The organism is Klebsiella sp. 1SOBk5mer (assembly GCF_046603115.1).
In the GTDB taxonomy this organism is placed as follows: domain Bacteria; phylum Pseudomonadota; class Gammaproteobacteria; order Enterobacterales; family Enterobacteriaceae; genus Klebsiella; species Klebsiella quasipneumoniae.
The window spans coordinates 584,360-604,994 of the sequence record NZ_JBKIUU010000002.1 but is presented as its reverse complement, the minus strand read 5'-3'; the positions used below and the strand labels follow the sequence as shown (position 1 = coordinate 604,994).

Genomic DNA, 20,635 nt, shown 5'->3' with positions numbered 1-20,635 from the left:
GGATAAGTCGAAGGTACCGCGTAGCGGCGATTTTGCTGGCCGGAGCCCGGGGGTACAGGGGGCGGCGGCGACTGGCCGCCCCCTGTGCGCTCCCTGCGCCATGCCAGGCATAACGCAGACGATTAACCGGGAGCGCAATGTACGCTGAAATCACACGCGACAGACGCTTTTTGCCGGAGTGAGAAAATGGCAATCCAATAACCGTATCTGCAATACACGCATCCCTGTTGCGCCGCCAGTTTGCCGGGTGGCGCTACGCTTACCCGGCCTACGGATGTAACCCGTAAGCCCAGATACGGTAGGCCCGCGCAAGCGCAGCGCCGCCGGGCAAGCATAGCTCACCACCCAGGCGATCCTGTTGCACGGTTAGTTTGCCGGGTAGCGGCTGCGCCTTACCCGGCCTACGGATGTAGCCCGTAAGCTCAGATACGGTAGGCCCGCGCAAGCGCAGCGCCGCCGGGCACGCGTTGATTACCTCCAAGGCAACCCTGTTGCACGGTTAGTTTGCCGGGTGGCGCTACGCTTACCCGGCCTGCGGATGCCGCCCGTAAGCTCATAAGGGCAAAATAATTAACCGGAAGCGCAGGTTCGATTAACACTTAATACGTTGTTTCTGTCTGAGCCGACTCCTGCAGCGCCTGCAGAATATTGGCCGCGGCAGCGGTCCCCATTTTCACGTAAGAGGCATCGCTTACGCCGCCCACATGCGGAGACAGAATCACATTATCGATCGCCTGCCAGATGTGGGGCGTGGTTAATGGTTCACTGTTAAAGCTGTCGAGCGCCGCCCAGCGCAAGGTCCCCGCTTTTAATGCCGCGGCCAGCGCCGCATCGTCAATCAACCCGCCGCGCGCGGTATTGACCAGGATGGCGCCCGGCTTACACTGCGCCAGCGTGGCGGCATTGATCATTCCCCTGTTTTGTTGCGTCAAGGGGCAATGAAGGGACAGCACATCGGCCTGCCTGAGCAGATCGTTAAGTTCAGCAACACGTTCACATCCCGGCGGGACTGCTTTCGCATAGGGATCGTAAGCCAGAACCTTCATACCAAAGGCACAGGCAATCTTCGCCACCCGGCTGCCAATGGCGCCCAGGCCGATGAGTCCCAGCGTTCTGCCCTCAAGCTCAAGCGATTTATGCGTGGATTTATCCCAGTGCCCTTCACGCAGGCGGCGGTCGAGCGGAATGACCGACTTAGCACAGGCCAAAATTAACGCCCAGGTATGTTCGGACACCGCGGCGGCATTCGCCCCGATCGCTGCGCGAACCAGAATGCCGCGCGCGGCAGCCGCCTCGGCGTCAATGACATCAATGCCGCTGCCATGTTTGGCAATCACCTTCAATGCCGGGGCGGCATCCATAACGGCGGCAGTGATGTGGCCATAGCGCACCAGGATCGCGACGGGATTGTGCTGCTGGCACAGAGCGATCAACTGGGCCTCTGTAGGCTGGCGGCCGGCAAAGACAAGTTCGTAATCTTCCAGCATCCCCAGCGCCGCGTCAGCCAAATCGCTGCCGGTAATCAGTACCACGTTTTTAGCACTCATGGCAGCGTCTCCCCTTCGCTCAGCATCCCCGCCTGACGCAGGGCGCCCTCCAGCCAGTGCGGACGTAGATCGCCATCGCGGATAGCAACCAGACGTTTTGCTTCCATCTCCAGTTTGCCTTTCGCCAGTTCGATGATGGTGCGGACTTCCTCGCGTGGGATAACGACCACGCCGTCAATATCCCCGACCACTAAGTCCCCCGCCTGCACCGCGGCGCCGCCGACCGAAATGGCATGATTGACCCGGCCAGGAATGAACTTGGTCGGGCCGCACGGGTTCAGGCCGGCAGCGAACACCGGGAAGCGTTGTTTGCTTAAGGTCTCCGCATCACGAACGGCGCCATCGATAACGATCCCGGCGATACCGCTGGCCTGCGCCTGCGTGGCCATGATCTCCCCCAGCAGCGCGCAGGAGAGATCGCCTTTCCCGTCGATCACTAATACATCGCCAGGTTTAGCGACGGCCATTGCGGCGTGAATAGCCAGGTTATCCCCCGGGCGAACCTCGACGGTAATCGCCGGCCCGGCGACCGCCATATGCGGCGCCAGCGGCTTGATGCGGCCATGTAATGTGCCACGGCGTCCGGCCACGTCAGCCAGAATGGCGGCCTGAAATTCGGCGGCCTGACGGACTTCTTCCGCGGTAACACGCGCAATAGCAAAATTGATGAGTTTCTGTTGCGAAGCAGGCATGGTGACTCCCCATTTGTTTTACTAGATACAACTAATGTGTACTATATAAAACAACTATACGTGCATTGCTTCGCTTTTCGCCAGTGTTGCGAAGTTGTTTGTGATGTAAACACGAAGTTACTCACAAAATTCAGGTACAATTTTGTTCGGCAAAAAGGAGAACATGATGGGGAATGAAGGCGTAATTGCCGTTGAAAAGGCGCTGGCTTTACTTGATTGCTTCCGTCCCGGTAATGACAGTCTGACGTTAACGGAGCTGGCCCAGCTTTCGGGATATCACAAAACAACCGTTTATCGCCTGATGAATTCGCTTGAGCGAATGAACTACATCATCCGGCACGACGATGGCACCTATACGCTCGGCCACCGTCTGCTCTATCTTGGCAAGCTCTATGAGCAATCATTTGAACTTGCCAGAGTGGTACAGCCGGAATTGCAGGCGCTGTCACAGGCCTCCAGCGAAAGCGCAAGCTGGTATGTGATTGAAGGCGGACAACGCCTGTGTCTGTTCCGCGCCGAAGCCTCCCAGGGATTGCGCCACAGCAACCTGCCTGGCAGCCAGTTCCCGCTGGATGGTTCCGCTATCAGTAAGGTTTTACGCCGCTGGGGATTGGGTGAATCGTTGCCGGAAGACGAACCGACGCTGCCGTTCTATACCTCCGGCGCGCGCGACCCGCACACCGCGGCCTTCGCCATGCCAGTGTTTGGCGTCCACGATAAACTGATCGCGGCGCTGGCCCTGACCGGGCCGGCATCGCGTCTGACGGAAGATCGTAAAGCGAGCGGCATCAGCCAGCTCATGCAGGAGACGGCCAACCGCCTGTCGCTCAAGCTAGGCGCCAGCAAGACATTCTGCGAAACGTTTTACGGTGTGAAAGAGTAAGCTTTGCTGAGAAGGCGGGAAAAATCCCGCCTTTGCTTATTAATGGGTCACCTGTTTTTCCTGCCTGACCGTCTGCGAGTAACGGCGCCCCATGGCCAGCACCGCAATGCCGCCTGCCAGACACAAGCCTGCCAGCGGGAGCATCGCCAGCGTATGGCTTCCTGTCCGTTCGCTAATCATGCCGTAGGCATTCACCATCACCGCGCCGCCAATCAGGTTGGCGATCGCCCCGATGGCCGCCAGCCCGGCGGCGGCTGAGGTGCTGCTCATCCAGCCCGACGCCAGCGCCCAGAAGGGCCCCTTCATCGCATAAGCGCCAATCAGAATGGTGCTGAGGATCGCAATGGTGGCCGGCAGCGACAGATTGATAAACGCCGCAAACACGCCGCCCGCGATCATAAAGAGGGTGAGCGCCGTGTGCCAGCGGCGTTCATTACTTCGATCCGAACTGCGCCCCCAGACAATCATCAGCACCGAGGCCAGACCATAGGGGATGGCATTAAGCAGCCCGGTGGTCAGGTTATCCAGATGGAACGACTTCAGCAGCTGGGGAGACCAGACGCTAAGGGTCGTGCCGGCAGAGGAGGCGCCGGCGTAAATCAGCGCCATGAGCCAGATTTGACGATGCTTCAACAGCTGCCAGGTGGAGGTGTGGCCGATCTGTTTCTGCTGTTGGCGCTCCGCCTGAAGCGTGTTTTCCAGCCATGCTTTCTGACGATCGTTTAACCAGCCAGCCTGATGTGGACGGTCCCGCAAGATGAAAAACGCGGTTATCCCCAGCAGGACCGCCGGCAGCCCTTCAATAATGAATAACAGATGCCAGCCGCGCAGGCCTAACCACCCATCCATCATCAGTATCAACCCGGAAAGCGGGGAACCGATAAAGTTAGCCAGCGGAATGGCCACCATAAACGAGGCGATGATCCGCGCCCGGTAGCGCGACGGGATCCACCAGGTAAGATAGAGCACCACGCCCGGGAAAAAGCCCGCTTCGGCAGCCCCCAGCAAAAAGCGTACGATGTAAAGGGAGGTGGTATTTTGCACCAGCGCCATACACATCGATACCACTCCCCAGCTGATCATAATGCGCGGGATCCACAATCGTGCCCCCACCTTCTGCATCGCCAGGTTGCTGGGTACTTCAAAGATAAAGTAGGCCACAAAATACAAGCTGCTGGCGAAGCCGAAAGCCGCCTTACTCAGGCCCAGATCCTGATTCATCTGCAGCGCCGCCATGCCTATGTTGCCGCGGTCAATAATCGATACCAGGTAGCTCACCACCAGGAAAGGCAGGATGCGCCAGATAACCCGTCGCATGGTTTCTTTTTCCAGCGCGTCGTTATCGCTCGCGCGGTGCGGTAATTGATCGGTCATGGTTTCCTCGCAGGGTTTCATTATGTTTATCAGGAAAACGATGTAGAGATGAAATAAGTTACTTCAGCTTGATGCCTCTGGTTTCCGGCGCTCGCCACACCACCAGCATCGCCGCAAGGAAAGCAACCACGGTCGTCGCCAGTCCCGCGGTGAAACCGCCAGCGTTGGCGACAGCGCCAATCAGTAGCGGCGCAATAAATCCGCCCAGACGGCCTCCGTTATAGGCGAGCCCCATCAGGAAGCCCCGGGATGAGGTGTCCCCGATGATTTCCGCCAGGAAGGGTCCCGAGCCCGCAAAAATACCGTTAACCCCGAAACCGGCCATGAAAATCGCCACCATCAGAATGAAGGGTTGCGTGGTCACAAGGTACAGCGCGACGGCAATGGCGCCGGTTAACAGATAAATCAGGAACATCGGACGGCGTCCCCACTTATCCGCCAGCACCGAAAACACCAGAAAACCCGCGATGGCCCCAGCCTGCAGCGCAAGTACAAACTTCAGGCTGTGCAAAAAATCCAGATGTTTGACTTCCCGCAGATAGGTGGGTGTCCAGGTAAATACGCCCCAGAACAGATACTGAATAAAAAAGATAAAGACAAAGGCCAACAGCAGACCTCGCAGATTCTGTTTACCCAGCTTGACGGCAGGTTGACGACTCGTCGCCTTCGCCTGTTGACGAGCAAGCCAAACCTGCGATTCCGGTGTGAACCAGGCGACCACACTCATAATGAATACCGGCAGCGCGCCGATCATAAACAGATAGCGCCATGCACCCTGCTCCAGGCCGCCGTTGACCGAGCTGACGATTGCCGTCAGGCTGATAGCCAGAATAGCGCCAACAGGTAAGCCCATTTGCATCAACGCGCCGCCGCGTGCGCGCCGTTCAGGTCGCCAGGTTTCAGCAATCAGCGCCGCGCCCGAGGTCCACATTCCGCCCATACCCAGCGCGCCGCAAAAACGTAAAAGCGCGAAATGTTGTTGATCGTGCGTAAAGGCTAACAGGCCGGAAAAGAGTGAATAGATGGCGATACAGATCAGCGCCGTTTTCACACGCCCAATTTTGTCGGCGATAAAACCAAACAGGATCCCGCCAATAATCTGCCCCCCGGCCGTGACGCTGATAAACAGCCCAAGCTCGGTTTTATTAATACCGAACACCACGCCCAGCACTGGCAACAGCAATGAAAGCAGAAAGGAGTCGTAGCTTTCAAATGTCCAGCCAAGGCCGCCCAGCGCCAGCGTCCGCCTCTCAGCGACGCGTTGTGGCAATGCGTCAGGCGTCGCTTTAGTCGCAGTAAATTGATTTAGCTCGCTTTTACTGGTCATTGATATTCTCCACAGAGGTTAACCGATAACAGGTTGCGGCGGTACGCCAGAACAACTGCGCCTGTTCGTCAGGGGACGCCTGTTGCGCCAGGCGTTTGCAGGCGTTCCAGAAAACGCCGTAGCTGAACATGCCTTTATCGACGGGAAAGTTGCTGGCGAACATGCAGCGTTCGGCACCGAAAAGAGAAACAATGGTCTCAAACCACGGCATCCATGCCTGTGCCAGCATTTGCGAATCCGGCGGCGTCTCTGCCGCTGCGAAGTGAAACCCCCTGACCGTCATCCCAAAGCCGCTAATTTTTACGCATACGTTCGGCAGTTCCGCCAGACGTCGCATACCGTTTCGCCACTGCTGAAACATGTCCGGATCCCGTTCTGAACAGGGTCCAACGCCGACCGGCCCGCCGCAGTGATCGATCACAATCTGTAACGTTGGTATTTCCCGCGCCAGATCGGCAATCTCCTCCAGCTGCGTGTGGTAAACCCATACATCGAGCGACAATGCATGCCTCGCGAGACAGGCAGCGCCCCGGCGGAACGGAGCGCTCTGCGCCAGGCCTGCCGGTGGCGTAACCGGGCTGGAGGTTACCCGCGGATCGGGATGCCAGGCCAACGGATTGCGCATCCCACGCAGCCGCCCGCCGGATAACGCTATCGCGCGCTCAATGGCAGGCTGCATCGCGTCCCCCGCCAGTAAACTGAGCCCGCCGATGATGGCTTCGCATCCGAGCGCGTTTGCATAATGTCCGCTGGCGAACATCGCGGCGATACCGCTGGCAAACTCGATTTCACCAAGCGGTTTAAGCGTCTCCGGCCCGTCGCGACGCAACATAGAGCGGCATTGCACATAGACCGATGAGACAACGCGATGCCCTGAGGTCTGGATATCGTCGCTGAACTCATGGGTGAGATAGCGGCCGGTTTGCCGATCCCAAAGATGATGATGCGCATCAATGATGGGCAGCTCGGGTTGTAATGGCGCTTCACGATGTAACGCAAGCCACTCGTTTCTGACCGCAAGGTGCGGCGCGGTAACGATCTCCATGAACACCTCGTTTTGTTTTACCCTGTACAACAGTGTTTTATTTTACAAAACTACTATAACGAGGCTGCCGTGTTTTTATCCAGTTAACGATTGGTTTAAATGATGTAAATAAGAGGTGAATCACAGATGTATAAGGTCGTTAAAAGCGGGGGAAGGGAGGGGCTAACAGAAATTAATATGTTTTCAAGAAGTTAAAAATCAGCCTGAGAGACACCGATACAATGCCTCACCACGAGCAGCAGGCTCCTGCGTAAAACAGTGCGGGCAGCATACGCCACGCAGGCCCACGTAGCGCCGCCGGACAGTTGTTGTCGCCCGGCTTAGCGCAGCGCAAGCCGGGAAAATGCTGAACCTAACGCGCCAGATTATCGTAGCCGCGCCAGCGATAGTTGAGCACCGACAGCGCCCAACAGGCGACAAACAGCCCGACCACCACAAACCCGGCGTCGCCGAGGTTGTCGTTTAACACCCCGACCCAGCGCCATATTCCGCCGCTGAGCGCAAACTTATCCCTCAGCAGACCCAGCGCTTCCAGGCCGCCGATAAACAGCGCCACCACCACCGAAGTGCCGGTGATGGTCATGTTGTAGTAAAGCTTGCGCTGCGGCTTGCTGAACGCCCAGCCGTAGGCGCCGACCATCAGCACGTTATCGAGGGTGTCCACCAGCGCCATGCCGCTGGCGAACAGCGCCGGGAAGACCATAATCGACCAGACGGAAATCCCGCTCGACGCGCCGGCGGCGGAGATGCCCAGCACGCCGATTTCGGTGGCGGTATCAAACCCGAGGCCGAACAGGAAACCGACCAGGTACATCTGCCAGCTGCGGCTGACCAGACGAAAGGTTTTGCCAAACAGCCAGCTCATCACCCCGCCGCCGCTGACGATCTCGTCGCTCACCGGCTCACCGCGCTTCCACGCCCGAAAGCTGCGCCAGACGCTGCGCAATATCACCAGGTTGATAAAGGCCATCGCCAGCAGAAACAGCGCCGACACCGCAGTGCCGATGACGCTGCCGGTGTCGTGCAGCCAGCTCATCTGCGCGCTGAAGGCCGTGGCGGTCGCGGCAATCGCCGCCGAGGCCAGCACCACAATCGACGAGTGGCCCAGCGAGAACCAGGCCCCGACGGCGAAAGGCCGCCGCCCCTGCTGCATCATCTTGCGGGTGACGTTATCAATCGCCGCGATATGGTCGGCGTCCACCGCGTGGCGCAGGCCGTAGCCCCAGGCCAGCAGGCTGGCGGCCATCAGCGCGCCGCTGTCGCCAAAGGCCTGCAGCGCCCAGCACCAGGCCAGTAGGTTCGCCGCGATCAACCCCAGCACCAGTCCCGCAGCGCGCGGCTGCTGGCGTAAAACTGTCATTATCATTGTTGTGTTCCTTGAGCCTGTCCGCGGGCGGCGGCGATCACCGCCTGACCATAGGCGATTGCGCCGTCGCCGGCCGGCAACTGCTGCGCAAACAGCAGAGTAAAATCCGCCAGATAAAAGGTCAATCGCGCCGCCAGCAGGCGGTTATGCAGCACTCCGCCGCTGCAGACCATCGTGTCGATGCCGCGGGCGGTGGCGCAGTCGCGGGCCATCGCCGCCAGTCCGCTGGCCAGGGCGTCATGGAATGCCCAGGCTTTTTGCGCCGGGGTCGCCTGCCAGCGCAGCCACTGTCGCCAGAAGGTGGCTAAGTCCAGCGCATTGCCGCGCCACGGCAGCGTGACCGGATGGCAGACGCCGGAGCAGCTGGCGGCCAGCGCCTCCAGCCGACAGGCCGCCTCGCCCTCATAGCTCAGGCTCTCCGGGGCGCAGTCCAGCGCGCAGGCGACGGCATCAAACAGCCGTCCGCAGGACGAGGCGCGCGGCGCGTTAATGCCGCGATCGATGGCCTGCGCCAGCAGCGACCAGTTGCGCTGGCGCAGCGTACCGGTCTGCGGGTAATCCTGCCAGTCAGGGATAAAGGCCAGGCACTGAGCCAGCAGATTACGCCACGGCTGACGCGCCGCCAGGTCGCCGCCCGGCAGCGCGACGGCCGGCAGCCCGCCGAGATGTTCGCACTGGCGATAGTTAACCCGCAGGCACTCCCCGCCCCATAGCGCGCCGTTCTCCCCCATGCCGATTCCGTCGAGGATCAGGGCGATGACGTCTCCGCCGTCGAGCGGCCAGCGGTGCTCTGCCAGGCACGCCGCGGCGTGAGCATGGTGATGTAGCACTGTCTCTACCGGCAGCGGCAGAGTCGCCGCCCACTGCGTCGAGCGATAGCCGGGATGGGCGTCAACCACCACCCGCTGCGGCATAAAGGCGTAGATGTTCTGCATCAGCTGTAGCGCGCTGCGCCACTGCTGCTCGACGCCCTCCTCGCCAAGATCGCCAAAGTGCTGGCTGAGAACCGCTTCGCCCCCGCGCGCCAGGCAGAAGGTGTTTTTCATGTCCGCGCCCAGCGCCAGCAGCGGCGGAACCTTCTCCAGACCCGGCGGCAGCGGCAGCGCATCCGGGACATAGCCCCGGGCGCGGCGCAGCATTTCTCCGCTCGAGCGCACCAGCGAATCATCCATCCGCTGCACGATGTCGCGGTTATGGAGCAAAAAGCCGTCGGCGATGTCGGCTAAGTCGTTGAGCGCCTGAGTATTACTTAACGCCGGCGGGCGGCCGCTAAGGTTGCCGGAGGTCATCACGATAGGGCGCGCCAGCGCCTGCAGAAGCAAATGCTGCAGCGGATTAGACGGCAGCATCACCCCAACTTCCGCAAGCCCTGGCGCAATCTCGTCGCACAGGCCGGAGACCTGCGCTTTGCTAATCAGTACGATGGGCGCCGCCGGGGAGCCCATCAGCGCCGCGGCGTCGGCAGGTAACCCCGCCGCAGAGGGCAGCATCACCGCCAGCGGTTTCGCCGGACGGTGTTTCCTCGCCCGCAGTGTGGCAACGGCAGCGGGGTTGCCGGCGTCGCAGGCCAGATGAAAGCCGCCGACGCCTTTTATCGCCACGATGTCGCCCGCCGCCAGCCGGGCGATAGCCGACTGCAGCGCCGCCTCGCCGTCCAGCGTTTCCCCTTGCGCCCGCCATTCCAGTCGCGGCCCGCAGTCGGGGCAGGCCACCGGCTGGGCGTGAAACCGGCGATCGGCAGGATCGCGGTATTCCGCCTCGCAGGGCGGACAGAGCGGAAACGGCGCCATCGCGGTAAATGGCCGGTCGTAAGGCATCGCGCGAATAATGGTTAACCGCGGCCCGCAGTGGGTGCAGTTGATAAAGGGGTAGCGGTAGCGGCGCGCCCGGGGATCATTCATCTCCGCGAGGCACGCCGGGCAGGTCGCGGCATCGGGCACGATCTGGGTGCGCATCCGTCCTGCCCCGCTCTCGCGGATGGTGAAATCCTGCGGCGGAGCCGCCCAGCGATAAGGGGCGCAGACGAGGCTGTCGATCCGCGCCAGCGGCGGGCAGTGGGCAGCGAGGGCGGCAGTAAAACCATCATCGTCCCCGGCCAGCCGCACCAGCACGCCGTCGCCGTCGTTACAGACATCGCCGCAGCGCGCCTGCCCCTGAGCCAGCTGCCAGACAAAGGGGCGGAACCCCACCCCCTGCACTTTACCGCGAATGCGGATTTGCACCCCGTTCATGCCTGAGCTTACCAGGCCAGCGCCGTGCGGCGACGTTTTTCCTGGTTCATCTGCTCCAGCTTGTTGCGGTCTACGCAGACCAGGGCGTGCGTCGGGCAGACCTCCATGCAGGCCGGGCCGCTGTCGCGGTGGAAGCAGAGATCGCACTTGTTGGCTTCGGCTTTTTCCGCCACGACGTTCAGTCCGGCGCCGCTATGGCGGATCACCGGCCGCACCACTACCTCCATCGCCCCGTACGGGCAGGCGACGACGCAGGTTTTGCAGCCGATGCAGCGCTCCTGCATCACATGAACAAAGCCTTTATCGCGGCTGATGGCGCCGTTCGGGCAGACATTGGCGCACGGGGCGTCCTCACACTGACGGCAGGCGGTGGCCGTGGAGACATTGACCCCTTTGATGACGTGAATACGCGGCTGAAAGGTGTGCGGCGTCAGGGAGGCGCAGTCCTGATGTTCCTGATGGGAGACCACGCAGGCTACTTCGCAAGTGCGACAGCCGATGCATTTGCTCGCATCGGCGATAATGAAACGGTTCATCCATTTCTCCAGCAGTAAGAGGGTTAGGCGCCGGAGTATGCATAATACGTTCCAGTTTTTATCTTATTGATAATAAATAAAATTTAATGGTTAGCGCGCTGTCATCGTCAGTAGTGACGATGACAGCTGACGACGTCAGGCGCAGGGACCTGACACCAGCGACTCACGCTCGATCAGCGCCCCGGGAAAACTCTGCTGAACATTGAATTCTCCGCCATCGAGCATAAATATCAGGCGATTAATGCTCTCTTTAATCATCTCCGTCACCGGCACCCGGACGCTGGCGAGCGACGGCACCATGTACGGCGCCAGCACAATATCGTCAAACCCCACCACCGAGACCTGCTCCGGCACCTTAACGCCCAGCTGGTGAAGCTGCTTCATCGCCCCGATGGCCATATCGTCATTGCTCGCCACCAGCGCGCTGTAGGTCACCCCGCGCTGACGCAGGCTCTCCACCGCCGCCGCGCCGGTTTCCGGCGTCCAGCGCCCTTCGGCGATGAGCGCCTCGTTGAGGGTAATGCCGTGGCCAGCCAGCGCGTCTTTATAGCCGGCAAGGCGCTCGACGCCGGTGGGCGAGTCAAGGGAGCCGGTAATAAAGGCGATATCGCGGTGACCCAGGGCAATCAGCCGCTCCACCACCCGCATCGCCGACGCTTTTTGATCGGACCAGACGCAATGGCTGGCGTGGCGGCGCAGCCGGCGGTTCAGCACCATGATCGGCTGCGAGTGGTTCTCAACGATCTCGTCCATCTCGTCGACGGTGAGAAAGCGCGGGTAGATGATGATCGCATCGCAGCGCAGATCCAGCAGATACTGGATCGCTTCCCGCTCCTCTTGCGCGCTGTGCTTGCCGTCGGCGAGGATCAGCTGCCGCCCTTTATCCTCCGTCATCCGCGCCACGTGGTACAGCAGCTCGCTGAAATAGACGCCGTGGTAGAGGGTGTTGGTCACCACCAGGCCAAGGGTTTGCGTGGTTTTGGTCGCCAGGTTGCGCGCCAGCAGATTCGGTCGGTAGCCGCTCTCCGCCACCGCCTTAAACACCCGGTCTTTGGTCTCCTGGCTGACATAGCCGTTGCCCGACAGCACCCGCGACACGGTCGCCTTCGATACCCCCGCGCGCTTTGCGACCTCCAGCATCGTTGCCATGTGATTCTTCCTGTTGCAAAAGTTGCAGGCAGTGTACTGCACGTTTCTGGCTTTTACAGCATCCCCCGCTCACCACCGCGATCCTGCTCGCCGCGACGCTTCGCGATCAAAATCACAAAAATGAGATCATATTTTTTTATTTCTTGTGAAATCAAATAAAACTCACCATGATTTTGTGGAACCGGTTTCCTATAAAGCATGGTATCGCCCGACGATGCGGCGCGGTAACAGATCAGTACCCTATTGATAAACAGGATAAAATCCGATGTCGAAAAATTATGCAGCCCTGGCGCAACAGATAGTCGCGGCATTAGGCGGAGTCGATAACGTCGTCGCCGTGACCCACTGCATGACGCGTCTGCGCTTCGTGGTCAAAGACAACGAACAGGTCGATAGCCCTACCCTGAAAGGCCTGACCGGGGTGCTCGGCGTCGTGCGCAGCGATAACCAGTGCCAGGTGATCATCGGCAACACGGTCTCTCAGGCCTATCGCGAGGTAGTGAATCTGCTGCCTGGCGACCTGCGCCCGGTCGAGCCGCAGGGCAAAGCGCCGATCACCCTGAAACGCATCGGCGCCGGGATCCTCGACGCGCTGATCGGCACCATGTCGCCGCTGATCCCGGCGATTATCGGCGGATCGATGGTCAAGCTGCTGGCGATGATCCTCGAAATGAGCGGCGCGTTGCCGAAAGGCTCGCCGACGCTGACCCTCCTGACGCTTATCGGCGACGGCGCGTTTTTCTTCCTGCCGCTGATGGTGGCCGCCTCCGCGGCGGTGAAATTCAAAACCAATATGTCGCTGGCCATCGCTATCGCCGGGGTGCTGGTGCATCCCGGGTTTATCGAATTAATGGCCAAAGCCGCCCAGGGCGAACACGTCGAATTTGCCCTTATTCCGGTGACCGCGGTGAAATACACCTACACGGTGATCCCGGCGCTGGTGATGACCTGGTGCCTGTCGTATATCGAACGCTGGGTGGATCGCATTACCCCGGCGGTGACGAAAAACTTCCTTAAGCCGATGCTGATCGTGCTGATCGCCGCCCCGCTGGCGATCCTGCTGATTGGCCCGCTCGGCATCTGGATTGGCAGCGCCATTTCCGCGCTGGTCTATACGATCCACAGCTATCTCGGCTGGCTGTCGGTGGCGATCATGGGCGGGCTGTGGCCGCTGCTGGTGATGACCGGCATGCACCGGGTCTTTACGCCGACCATCATTCAGACCATCGCCGAAACCGGCAAAGAGGGCATGGTAATGCCGTCGGAGATCGGCGCCAACCTGTCGCTCGGCGGCTCGTCGCTGGCGGTGGCGTGGAAAACGAAAAACCCGGAATTGCGCCAGACGGCGCTGGCCGCCGCGGCATCGGCGATTCTGGCCGGTATTTCCGAACCGGCGCTGTACGGCGTGGCGGTGCGCCTGAAACGCCCGCTGATCGCCAGCTTAATCAGCGGCTTTATCTGCGGCGCGGTGGCGGGCATCGCCGGACTGGCCAGCCACTCGATGGCGGCGCCGGGGCTGTTCACCAGCGTGCAGTTTTTCGATCCAGCCAATCCAATGACCATCGTCTGGGTGTTTGGCGTGATGGCGCTGTCGGTAGTGCTGTCGTTTGCCCTGACGCTGATCCTCGGCTTTGAAGATATTCCCGTTGAACAGGCCGCCGCCGACGCCCGAGCGCGCCAGGCCCAGGCCCAGGCAACCCACGCCTGAACACACCATTAATAACGAGGTAACGCATGGCGAGTTTCCCACAGGGATTTTTATGGGGCGGCGCACTGGCCGCCAACCAGTCAGAAGGCGCATGGCGCGAAGGGGGGAAAGGGATGGCCACCGTGGATACCCTCCCCCACGGCGCCCACCGTCTGCCGGTAAAATTAGGCCTGGAGAAGCGCTTCACGCTTCGCGAAGACGAATTCTACCCCAGCCACGAGGCGATCGATTTCTACCACCGCTACAAGGAAGATATCGCCCTGATGGCGGAGATGGGGTTCAGCGTCTTTCGCACCTCCATCGCCTGGAGCCGCCTGTTCCCGCGCGGCGACGAGCAGCAGCCGAATCCGCAGGGCATCGCCTTCTATCGTTCGCTGTTCGAGGAGTGCAAAAAGCACGGTATCGAGCCGCTGGTGACGTTGTGCCATTTTGACGTGCCGATGCATCTGGTGATGGAGTACGGCTCCTGGCGCAACCGCAAAATGGTCGATTTCTTCAGCCACTACGCCCGCACCTGCTTTGAAGCTTTTGACGGTCTGGTGAAATACTGGCTCACCTTCAATGAAATCAACATCATGCTGCACAGCCCCTACTCCGGCGCCGGACTGGTGTTTGAAGAGGGAGAAAATCAGGAGCAGGTGAAGTACCAGGCGGCGCATCACGAGCTGGTGGCCAGCGCACTGGCGACAAAAATCGCCCACGAGATAAACCCGCAGAATCAGGTCGGCTGCATGCTGGCGGGCGGTAATTTCTACCCTTACTCCTGCAAGCCGGAAGATGTATGGATGGCGCTGGAGAAGGACCGCGAAAACCTGTTCTTTATTGACGTCCAGGCGCGCGGCGCCTACCCGGTATGGGCCGCGCGGGTATTCCGGGAAAAGGGGGTCACCATTGCGAAGCTGCCGGGCGATGATGAGATCCTCAAAAACACCGTCGATTTCGTCTCCTTTAGCTACTACGCCTCGCGCTGCGCCTCGGCGGAGATGAACGCCAGCAACACCAATGCCGCCAACATCGTCAAGTCGCTGAAGAACCCGCACATTCCGGCCAGCGAATGGGGCTGGGGCATCGACCCGCTGGGCCTGCGCATCACCATGAACATGATGTACGACCGCTATCAGAAACCGCTGTTCCTGGTGGAAAACGGGCTCGGCGCCCGGGACGAGATTGACGCCAGGGGGGAGATCAATGACGACTATCGCATCAGCTACCTGCGCGAGCACATCAAGGCGATGCGCGACGCCATCGGCGACGGTATTCCGGTGCTGGGCTACACCAGCTGGGGCTGCATCGATCTGGTCTCGGCGTCAACCGGCGAGATGAGCAAGCGCTACGGCTTTGTCTATGTCGATCGCGACGACGCCGGCAACGGCACGCTGGCGCGCAAGCGTAAAAAGTCGTTCTTCTGGTACCAGAAGGTGATAGCCAGCAACGGCGCCGACCTCGACTAAGCGCGTCTCCCGCGCTCGCCCGTCTCTCCGCGCTAACCGGAGGACGGGCGCTGCTTTCTGTTGCATCTATTACATGTTTTTTTCTCGAGCCTGATTCCAGTTTCTGGTTTGCCTCCCGTTCACAACAACTGGTATTTTATCCAGTATGTTTTCAGGGGTATCTTCAGCAAGGAGCACATCATGAACGCACAGCACACCACTGCAGCCGGAGGGATCGCCAGGGCCATTCGCCAGTTAACCGTGGGATATGTCAGAAAACGCCATGAGAACCGCAAAACGCGGGAGACGCGGCGCTACACCCGCCATGCGGCGCTGAGCCTGAACGGCGACTGGCTGGAGCAGGCGGGATTCCCGGTCGGCACGCAGGTCAGAGTCTCGGTGTCGCCCGGTAAATTAGTGATAGAAAATCTTGAGCTGGCGCCGCCGGTAACGGGGCTCCCGGCCGGTCAGTCGCGCGCCGTCGGGGAGCCCTGAGCACCGCAGGGTTAATCGTCTGCGGCTTCCAGCCGGGCAAAGCCGCCGTGGCCCTGCCAGCCTGCCAGCTGCTGGTACACCCGGGCAACGGCCTCTTTCACCGGCTGGGTCATCGGATAATAAAAACCGACAATATCCGGCTGAATGCCGAGGAAGATCACTTCGCCGACGTCCTCTTTCAGCTGATCGACCAGATAGTTGAGCGGCATGTTATGGGTGGTCATCATAAACATCTCGGCGATGTCGTCGGGGTCGATGACGCGAATGTCGCCGGGGTTTAGGCCCATATCGGTGGCATCGACGATCAGCAGGCGTTCGGGGCGTAATTCGCGGATCGCCACGATGTCGTTTTCCGGCGCGCTGCCGCCGTCGATGACCACCCACTGGCCGGCCGGGTTCGCCGCACATATCTCCGCCAGCAGCGGGCCGGCGCCGTCGTCGCCCATCATACTGTTGCCGACACAGAGTAAAACGTCAGTCACGTAATCTCCTCACCATCAGGTAGATGGCGCTTTCCTGGTGAATATCATGCAGCATGCTGAGCATTGTTTTGCTCCACGCCTGCTGCTGCGGGGTCTGCGCGGACTGCGCTTTATCAAAGGCGTTGGCCAGCATTGCCACATGGCTGCTGTCGATGACGATTTCGCCATACTTCGGCACCCCCTCCATTTTGCGCCGCGCGACGCTGCCGGCCTCAAGGGTGGCGATCCATGCCAGATACGCGTCCCACGGGCAGCTCAGCGCCGCCTCGAGACAGTCGATAACGCCGAGGTGGTGGCCAATCGCCAGGCTGTAATAGACCACCTGCTGCGCCTGATCCGGCGTGGCGTCGTTCTCATCAATAAATTTACGGCTCAGCTGACTGAACACCACCGTCTCGCTCATCGGATACGCGCCCCCTCGACCACCTGGTTGAGATGGGTGACGATCTCGGTCAGACGCGGATCTTTCTCCGCCTCCAGCCAGCGCAGCACCTGGCTGTCGCCCTGGCCGAGCAGACGCATATAGTCGTCGGCAATCTGCCGACCATAGCGATAGCCCGCCAGACGGCGCGCTTCACGATCGATGCGCACCCGCAGGGGTTGCACCATATCGGCGTGCAGCAGCTCGGTCGGCTGTTCGTCAAGCTCGCCCGGCAGGCGGGCGTGAATTTTCTGCTCCAGCAGGCCGAGGGCCATGGCGAAGCCGTACAGGGTGGCGGCGGGCGTCGGCGGGCAGCCCGGGATATAGACATCGACCGGTACGATTTTATCGGTTCCGCCCCAGACGCAGTACAAGTCGTGGAAGATGCCGCCGCTGTTGCCGCAGGCGCCGTAGGAGATGCAAATCTTTGGATCCGGCGCCGACTGCCAGGCGCGCAGCGCCGGGGAGCGCATCGCGCGGGTCACCGCCCCGGTAAACAGCAGGATATCGGCATGGCGCGGCGAAGGCACCACCTTAATCCCGAAGCGTTCCGCGTCGAACAGCGGTGAAAGGGTAGCGAAAATTTCGATTTCACAGCCGTTACAGCCGCCGCAGTCGACGCGATAAACGTAGGCGGAACGTTTGATTTTCTTCAGCAGCGAGGCCTTCATGCTGGCGATGGATTCATCCACCGTCATCGGCACCGGAATGCCGTTTTCATCGCGTGGGCCAAGTAAAGTGCTCATCAGCTGGCCTCCCTCATGTGGCGGGTCAGTTCAATACGATCGGACGGCACCAGGCATTTCTGGCGCTTGCATTCCGGGCAGGTTTCGAAGCTTTCGCGGTGCAGCTCGGCGCGGGTGTCGCCGTTATGCTTGAGCAGCGCGATGGCGTAGTCGATCTCCTTCTGCACCGCGAACGGCCGCTGGCACTCCCGGCAGTGGCAGATAGCGAAGCGCGACTGCTGGAGGAAATCCTCTTTCTTCCACACCGCCAGCTCATACTCCGGCGACAGCTTAATCGCCGCCGTCGGGCAGACCTCTTCACAGCGGCCGCAGAAGATGCAGCGCCCGAGGTTGAACTGCCACGCCAGCTGGTTTGTGGCCAGATCGGTCTCTACCGTCAGGGCGTTCGACGGGCAGGCGTTCACGCAGGCCGCGCAGCCGATACACTGCTGCGGGTTATGCTCCGGCTTGCCGCGGAAGTTTTTATCTACCGGCATCGGCTCCAGCGGATAGGCGTGCGTCGCGGTGCCGGTCTTAATCACTTTTTTAATAAAGGTAAACATGGCGATTCCTTATTTCAGCGGCGAGTTTTTACGCTCGATGCTATAGCGCTCCAGCTCTTTGTACGGCACCACTTTGCTCTTCTTCTTGCGGACATCGACCACGGTCATGCGGTCGGTACAGGAGTAGCACGGGTCAAGGCTGCCGATGATCAGCGGCGCATCGGAAACGGTATTGCCGCGCAGCATATAGCGCAGAGTCGGCCAGTTGGCGTAGGTCGCCGCCCGGCAGCGCCAGCGGTACAGCTTCTGGTTGTCGCCGGTCATGCTCCAGTGGATATCATCCCCGCGCGGCGCTTCTGAGAAGCCCAGCGCGAAGCGGTGCGGAATATAGGTGAAGCCCTCCACCATCAGCGGACCGCCCGGCAGGTTATCAAGACCGTAATCAATCATGTTCAGCGCGGTATAAACCTCGTTGATCCGCACCTTGAGGCGGGAGATCACGTCGCAGCCCTGTTCGCTGTGGACTTCCATCGGCAGCAGGCCGTAGCCGACGAACGGGTGATCGGCGCGGGTGTCGCGGGCGTGGCCGCTGGCGCGCACCATCGGGCCAACGTTGCTGAAGTCGCGGGCGATTTCCGGGTCCAGACGGCCAATGCCGACAGTACGCTGCTCCATGTTCGGGGTGCTGAGCAGCATATCCACCAGCTCCTGCACGTCGCGACGCATCTGCTGCGCCAGCTGGCGGGTCTGGATCATGTCCTCTTTCAGCAGGTCGCGGCGGATCCCGCCGATCAGGTTCAAACCGTAGGTTTTCCGCGCGCCGGTGAGGATCTCGGCCATCTTCATCGAGGTTTCGCGCACGCGGAAGAACTGCATAAAGCCGGAGTCGAAGCCGGTGAAGTGGCAGGCCAGACCGAGGTTCAGGAGGTGCGAATGCAGGCGTTCCACCTCCAGCAGAATGGCGCGGATCATCTGCGCCCGCTCCGGCACTACGATGCCCATCGCATTCTCCACCGAGGTGGTATAAGCGGTGCTGTGGGCGAAGCCGCAGATGCCGCACACCCGGTCCGACAGGAAGGTGACTTCGTTATAACCCATGCGGGTTTCCGCCAGCTTCTCCATCCCGCGATGGACATAGAACAGACGGTAATCGGCATCGATAATGTTCTCGCCGTCAACGAACAGGCGGAAGTGGCCGGGCTCATCGGAAGTGACGTGCAGCGGGCCGATCGGCACCACGTTGTTTTTCTTGCTGCCCAGCTCGTTGATGAACTCGTAGGTTTCGGCGTCGGTGGTCGGCGCCGGACGCTGGCGATAGTCCATGCTGTCTTTACGCAGCGGATAGAGTTCGTCCGGCCAGTCGTCCGGCAGCACCAGCCGGCGTTCGTCCGGCAGGCCAACCGGCACGAGGCCATACATATCGCGCACTTCGCGCTCGCCCCACACCGCCGCCGGCACGCGCGGCGTCACCGATGGGTATTCCGGTTTGTTGGCATCCACCTCCACACGCACGGTGATCCAGCATTTGGTGCCCTGCTCCATCGACAGCACGTAATAGACCGCGTAGTGGCCGTTCAGCTTACGTTCATCGTTACCGAACAGCACCGACAGCCAGCCGCCCTGCTGGTAGTAGAGAAACTCCACGACTTCCGGCAGGTAATTGACCTTCACGGTGATGGTTAACTGATCTTTGGTCTGCCAGGCTTCGTCCAGCACCACGCCCGGAAAGGCCTGGTGCAGCGCCGCAAGATAGTGTTGACCGATTTTTTCTTCAGACATGCTCAAACTCTCTTAATCACGCCACCAGCAAGGAGACGAAAGCTAAAAAGGCGAAACCAAACCCGGCCCAGGTGACGCGGGAGGTGGCACAGAAGCGCAGACGCGCCATGCTGTTTTCAAACAGCGCGATGATCAGCACGCCCACCACCAGCTTGACGACGGCCACCACCAGCGCCAGCAGCAGGCCGCCGACGCTGAAGCTGGTCATCTGGCCCCACGGGAAAAAGACCCCGACAAACATCTGCAGCACCACCAGCTGTTTGAGGCTGATGCCCCACTTCAGGATGCCAAAGCCGCTGCCGCTGTACTCGGAAAGCGGCCCCTCCTGCAGCTCCTGCTCCGCTTCCGCCAGATCGAACGGCAGTTTGCCCATCTCGATAAAGGTGGCGAAGGCGCAGGCGCACAGCGCCAGAATCAGTGGAATGCTGCGCGCTGCCGGCCAGTGATAAAGGGTGTCGGTGATACTGCTGATATGGGTGGAGCCCGCCACCTGCGCGGCGACCCACAGGCCCAGCAGCAGGATCGGCTCCACCAGCACGCCGAGCATCGCTTCGCGGCTGCTGCCCAGCGCGGTAAACGGGCTGCCGGTGTCCAGACCGGAAATCGCGAAGAAGAAACGGGCGATGGCGAACAGGTAGATCAGGGTGATGAGATCCCCAAGCACCGGCAGCGGAGAGTCCACCGTCACCACCGGCAAGGCGGTGGCGATGGTCAGCATCACGCCCACCATGACGTACGGCGTCAGGCGGAACACCCAGCCCGAGGCGTCGGGACCAACGCTCTGGCGGCCCAGCAATTTCAGGATATCCCGATACTCCTGCAGCACGCCCGGTCCGCGGCGGTTATGCAGCCGCGCGCGGGCGACGCGGACGATCCCGGATAACAGCGGCGCGACGGCAAACAACGCCAGCGCCTGTAGCAATGCAATTAACAGACTCATTC

The 20,635-nt window shown here is 60.7% G+C and carries 20 protein-coding genes; 4 read left to right on the top strand and 16 right to left on the bottom strand.

From position 1 onward, the window contains the following. Positions 1–599: 599 nt before the first annotated feature. Entirely contained in the window at positions 600–1,547 is a 948-nt protein-coding gene (locus tag ACLH1U_RS08670) for a hydroxyacid dehydrogenase (protein ID WP_044524486.1), read from the bottom strand. After that, positions 1,544–2,239: a diguanylate cyclase gene (locus ACLH1U_RS08665; RefSeq protein WP_032453868.1), complete on the bottom strand. Its 696-nt coding sequence runs from the start codon at positions 2,237–2,239 to the stop codon at positions 1,544–1,546. The genes ACLH1U_RS08670 and ACLH1U_RS08665 overlap by 4 nt, the downstream gene beginning before the upstream one ends. A gap of 166 nt (positions 2,240–2,405) precedes the next feature. Between ACLH1U_RS08665 and ACLH1U_RS08660 the strand changes: the two genes are divergently transcribed. Then, positions 2,406–3,122, top strand: coding sequence for an IclR family transcriptional regulator (locus tag ACLH1U_RS08660; protein ID WP_023290781.1), 717 nt, complete (start codon positions 2,406–2,408; stop codon positions 3,120–3,122). A 39-nt stretch (positions 3,123–3,161) separates the two neighbouring features. Here ACLH1U_RS08660 and ACLH1U_RS08655 read toward each other — a convergent pair whose 3' ends face one another. From ACLH1U_RS08655 to ACLH1U_RS08620, 8 genes are all read right to left on the bottom strand, one after another. Beyond that, positions 3,162–4,496: an MFS transporter gene (locus ACLH1U_RS08655; protein WP_194859777.1), complete on the bottom strand. Its 1,335-nt coding sequence runs from the start codon at positions 4,494–4,496 to the stop codon at positions 3,162–3,164. Positions 4,497–4,554: 58 nt separating this feature from the next. Next, the gene (locus ACLH1U_RS08650; RefSeq protein ID WP_023290783.1) at positions 4,555–5,823 is read right to left on the bottom strand and encodes an MFS transporter; all 1,269 of its coding nucleotides are present in this window, start codon (positions 5,821–5,823) and stop codon (positions 4,555–4,557) included. Further along, complete coding sequence (locus ACLH1U_RS08645; protein WP_032453872.1) at positions 5,813–6,868, bottom strand: amidohydrolase family protein; 1,056 nt, start codon at positions 6,866–6,868, stop codon at positions 5,813–5,815. Before ACLH1U_RS08645 ends, ACLH1U_RS08650 begins: the two co-directional genes overlap by 11 nt. Before the next feature lie 352 nt (positions 6,869–7,220). Then, positions 7,221–8,234: a HoxN/HupN/NixA family nickel/cobalt transporter gene (locus tag ACLH1U_RS08640; RefSeq protein WP_232712426.1), complete on the bottom strand. Its 1,014-nt coding sequence runs from the start codon at positions 8,232–8,234 to the stop codon at positions 7,221–7,223. Beyond that, positions 8,231–10,465 (bottom strand): carbamoyltransferase HypF, encoded by a 2,235-nt coding sequence (gene hypF / locus ACLH1U_RS08635; protein ID WP_263083405.1) that lies wholly within the window; start codon positions 10,463–10,465, stop codon positions 8,231–8,233. The genes ACLH1U_RS08640 and hypF overlap by 4 nt, the downstream gene beginning before the upstream one ends. An 8-nt stretch (positions 10,466–10,473) precedes the next feature. Further along, positions 10,474–11,001: an electron transport protein HydN gene (gene hydN, locus ACLH1U_RS08630; RefSeq protein WP_004205658.1), complete on the bottom strand. Its 528-nt coding sequence runs from the start codon at positions 10,999–11,001 to the stop codon at positions 10,474–10,476. Positions 11,002–11,136: 135 nt separating this feature from the next. After that, positions 11,137–12,150, bottom strand: coding sequence for a LacI family DNA-binding transcriptional regulator (locus ACLH1U_RS08625; protein WP_023290787.1), 1,014 nt, complete (start codon positions 12,148–12,150; stop codon positions 11,137–11,139). Positions 12,151–12,203: 53 nt separating this feature from the next. Further along, complete coding sequence (locus ACLH1U_RS08620; protein WP_411299190.1) at positions 12,204–12,350, bottom strand: hypothetical protein; 147 nt, start codon at positions 12,348–12,350, stop codon at positions 12,204–12,206. A gap of 65 nt (positions 12,351–12,415) precedes the next feature. On the opposite strand from ACLH1U_RS08620, the gene ascF reads away from it, so the two are divergent. From ascF to ACLH1U_RS08605, 3 genes are all read left to right on the top strand, one after another. Beyond that, complete coding sequence (gene ascF, locus ACLH1U_RS08615) at positions 12,416–13,858, top strand: PTS cellobiose/arbutin/salicin transporter subunit IIBC (protein WP_049014476.1); 1,443 nt, start codon at positions 12,416–12,418, stop codon at positions 13,856–13,858. Between the two features lie 26 nt (positions 13,859–13,884). Next, entirely contained in the window at positions 13,885–15,309 is a 1,425-nt protein-coding gene (locus ACLH1U_RS08610; RefSeq protein WP_048298106.1) for a 6-phospho-beta-glucosidase, read from the top strand. A gap of 180 nt (positions 15,310–15,489) precedes the next feature. Next, positions 15,490–15,783 (top strand): SymE family type I addiction module toxin, encoded by a 294-nt coding sequence (locus ACLH1U_RS08605; RefSeq protein ID WP_023290790.1) that lies wholly within the window; start codon positions 15,490–15,492, stop codon positions 15,781–15,783. 11 nt (positions 15,784–15,794) lie between these two features. On the opposite strand, the gene hycI is transcribed toward ACLH1U_RS08605, so the two are convergent. Genes hycI through ACLH1U_RS08575 form a run of 6 tightly spaced genes read right to left on the bottom strand, consistent with a single transcriptional unit; the run spans position 15,795 to position 20,633 of the window. Then, a complete protein-coding gene (gene hycI, locus ACLH1U_RS08600; protein WP_411299189.1) occupies positions 15,795–16,265 on the bottom strand; it encodes a hydrogenase maturation peptidase HycI in 471 nt (156 codons plus the stop codon). Continuing rightward, positions 16,258–16,668, bottom strand: coding sequence for a formate hydrogenlyase maturation HycH family protein (locus ACLH1U_RS08595; protein WP_023290792.1), 411 nt, complete (start codon positions 16,666–16,668; stop codon positions 16,258–16,260). Before ACLH1U_RS08595 ends, hycI begins: the two co-directional genes overlap by 8 nt. Then, complete coding sequence (locus tag ACLH1U_RS08590; RefSeq protein WP_002914891.1) at positions 16,665–17,432, bottom strand: NADH-quinone oxidoreductase subunit B family protein; 768 nt, start codon at positions 17,430–17,432, stop codon at positions 16,665–16,667. The genes ACLH1U_RS08595 and ACLH1U_RS08590 overlap by 4 nt, the downstream gene beginning before the upstream one ends. Then, on the bottom strand, positions 17,432–17,974 hold the full coding sequence (locus ACLH1U_RS08585) for a formate hydrogenlyase complex iron-sulfur subunit (protein ID WP_023290793.1): 543 nt from the start codon (positions 17,972–17,974) through the stop codon (positions 17,432–17,434). The genes ACLH1U_RS08590 and ACLH1U_RS08585 overlap by 1 nt, the downstream gene beginning before the upstream one ends. Before the next feature lie 9 nt (positions 17,975–17,983). After that, positions 17,984–19,693, bottom strand: coding sequence for a formate hydrogenlyase subunit HycE (gene hycE, locus ACLH1U_RS08580; protein WP_004205649.1), 1,710 nt, complete (start codon positions 19,691–19,693; stop codon positions 17,984–17,986). Positions 19,694–19,709: 16 nt separating this feature from the next. Beyond that, the gene (locus ACLH1U_RS08575) at positions 19,710–20,633 is read right to left on the bottom strand and encodes a respiratory chain complex I subunit 1 family protein (protein ID WP_023290794.1); all 924 of its coding nucleotides are present in this window, start codon (positions 20,631–20,633) and stop codon (positions 19,710–19,712) included. Positions 20,634–20,635 lie beyond the last annotated feature (2 nt).

Coding starts and splice junctions, on each gene's coding strand:
- ACLH1U_RS08670 (WP_044524486.1), bottom strand. CDS start 1,547: ATGAGTGCTAAAAACGTGGTACTGATTACCGGCAGCGATTTGGCTGAC.
- ACLH1U_RS08575 (WP_023290794.1), bottom strand. CDS start 20,633: ATGAGTCTGTTAATTGCATTGCTACAGGCGCTGGCGTTGTTTGCCGTC.
- ACLH1U_RS08650 (WP_023290783.1), bottom strand. CDS start 5,823: ATGACCAGTAAAAGCGAGCTAAATCAATTTACTGCGACTAAAGCGACG.
- hypF (WP_263083405.1), bottom strand. CDS start 10,465: ATGAACGGGGTGCAAATCCGCATTCGCGGTAAAGTGCAGGGGGTGGGG.
- ACLH1U_RS08655 (WP_194859777.1), bottom strand. CDS start 4,496: ATGACCGATCAATTACCGCACCGCGCGAGCGATAACGACGCGCTGGAA.
- hycE (WP_004205649.1), bottom strand. CDS start 19,693: ATGTCTGAAGAAAAAATCGGTCAACACTATCTTGCGGCGCTGCACCAG.
- ACLH1U_RS08625 (WP_023290787.1), bottom strand. CDS start 12,150: ATGGCAACGATGCTGGAGGTCGCAAAGCGCGCGGGGGTATCGAAGGCG.
- ACLH1U_RS08605 (WP_023290790.1), top strand. CDS start 15,490: ATGAACGCACAGCACACCACTGCAGCCGGAGGGATCGCCAGGGCCATT.
- ACLH1U_RS08590 (WP_002914891.1), bottom strand. CDS start 17,432: ATGAGCACTTTACTTGGCCCACGCGATGAAAACGGCATTCCGGTGCCG.
- ACLH1U_RS08585 (WP_023290793.1), bottom strand. CDS start 17,974: ATGTTTACCTTTATTAAAAAAGTGATTAAGACCGGCACCGCGACGCAC.
- ACLH1U_RS08620 (WP_411299190.1), bottom strand. CDS start 12,350: ATGCTTTATAGGAAACCGGTTCCACAAAATCATGGTGAGTTTTATTTG.
- ACLH1U_RS08640 (WP_232712426.1), bottom strand. CDS start 8,234: ATGATAATGACAGTTTTACGCCAGCAGCCGCGCGCTGCGGGACTGGTG.
- ACLH1U_RS08610 (WP_048298106.1), top strand. CDS start 13,885: ATGGCGAGTTTCCCACAGGGATTTTTATGGGGCGGCGCACTGGCCGCC.
- ascF (WP_049014476.1), top strand. CDS start 12,416: ATGTCGAAAAATTATGCAGCCCTGGCGCAACAGATAGTCGCGGCATTA.
- ACLH1U_RS08595 (WP_023290792.1), bottom strand. CDS start 16,668: ATGAGCGAGACGGTGGTGTTCAGTCAGCTGAGCCGTAAATTTATTGAT.
- ACLH1U_RS08660 (WP_023290781.1), top strand. CDS start 2,406: ATGGGGAATGAAGGCGTAATTGCCGTTGAAAAGGCGCTGGCTTTACTT.
- ACLH1U_RS08645 (WP_032453872.1), bottom strand. CDS start 6,868: ATGGAGATCGTTACCGCGCCGCACCTTGCGGTCAGAAACGAGTGGCTT.
- hydN (WP_004205658.1), bottom strand. CDS start 11,001: ATGAACCGTTTCATTATCGCCGATGCGAGCAAATGCATCGGCTGTCGC.
- ACLH1U_RS08665 (WP_032453868.1), bottom strand. CDS start 2,239: ATGCCTGCTTCGCAACAGAAACTCATCAATTTTGCTATTGCGCGTGTT.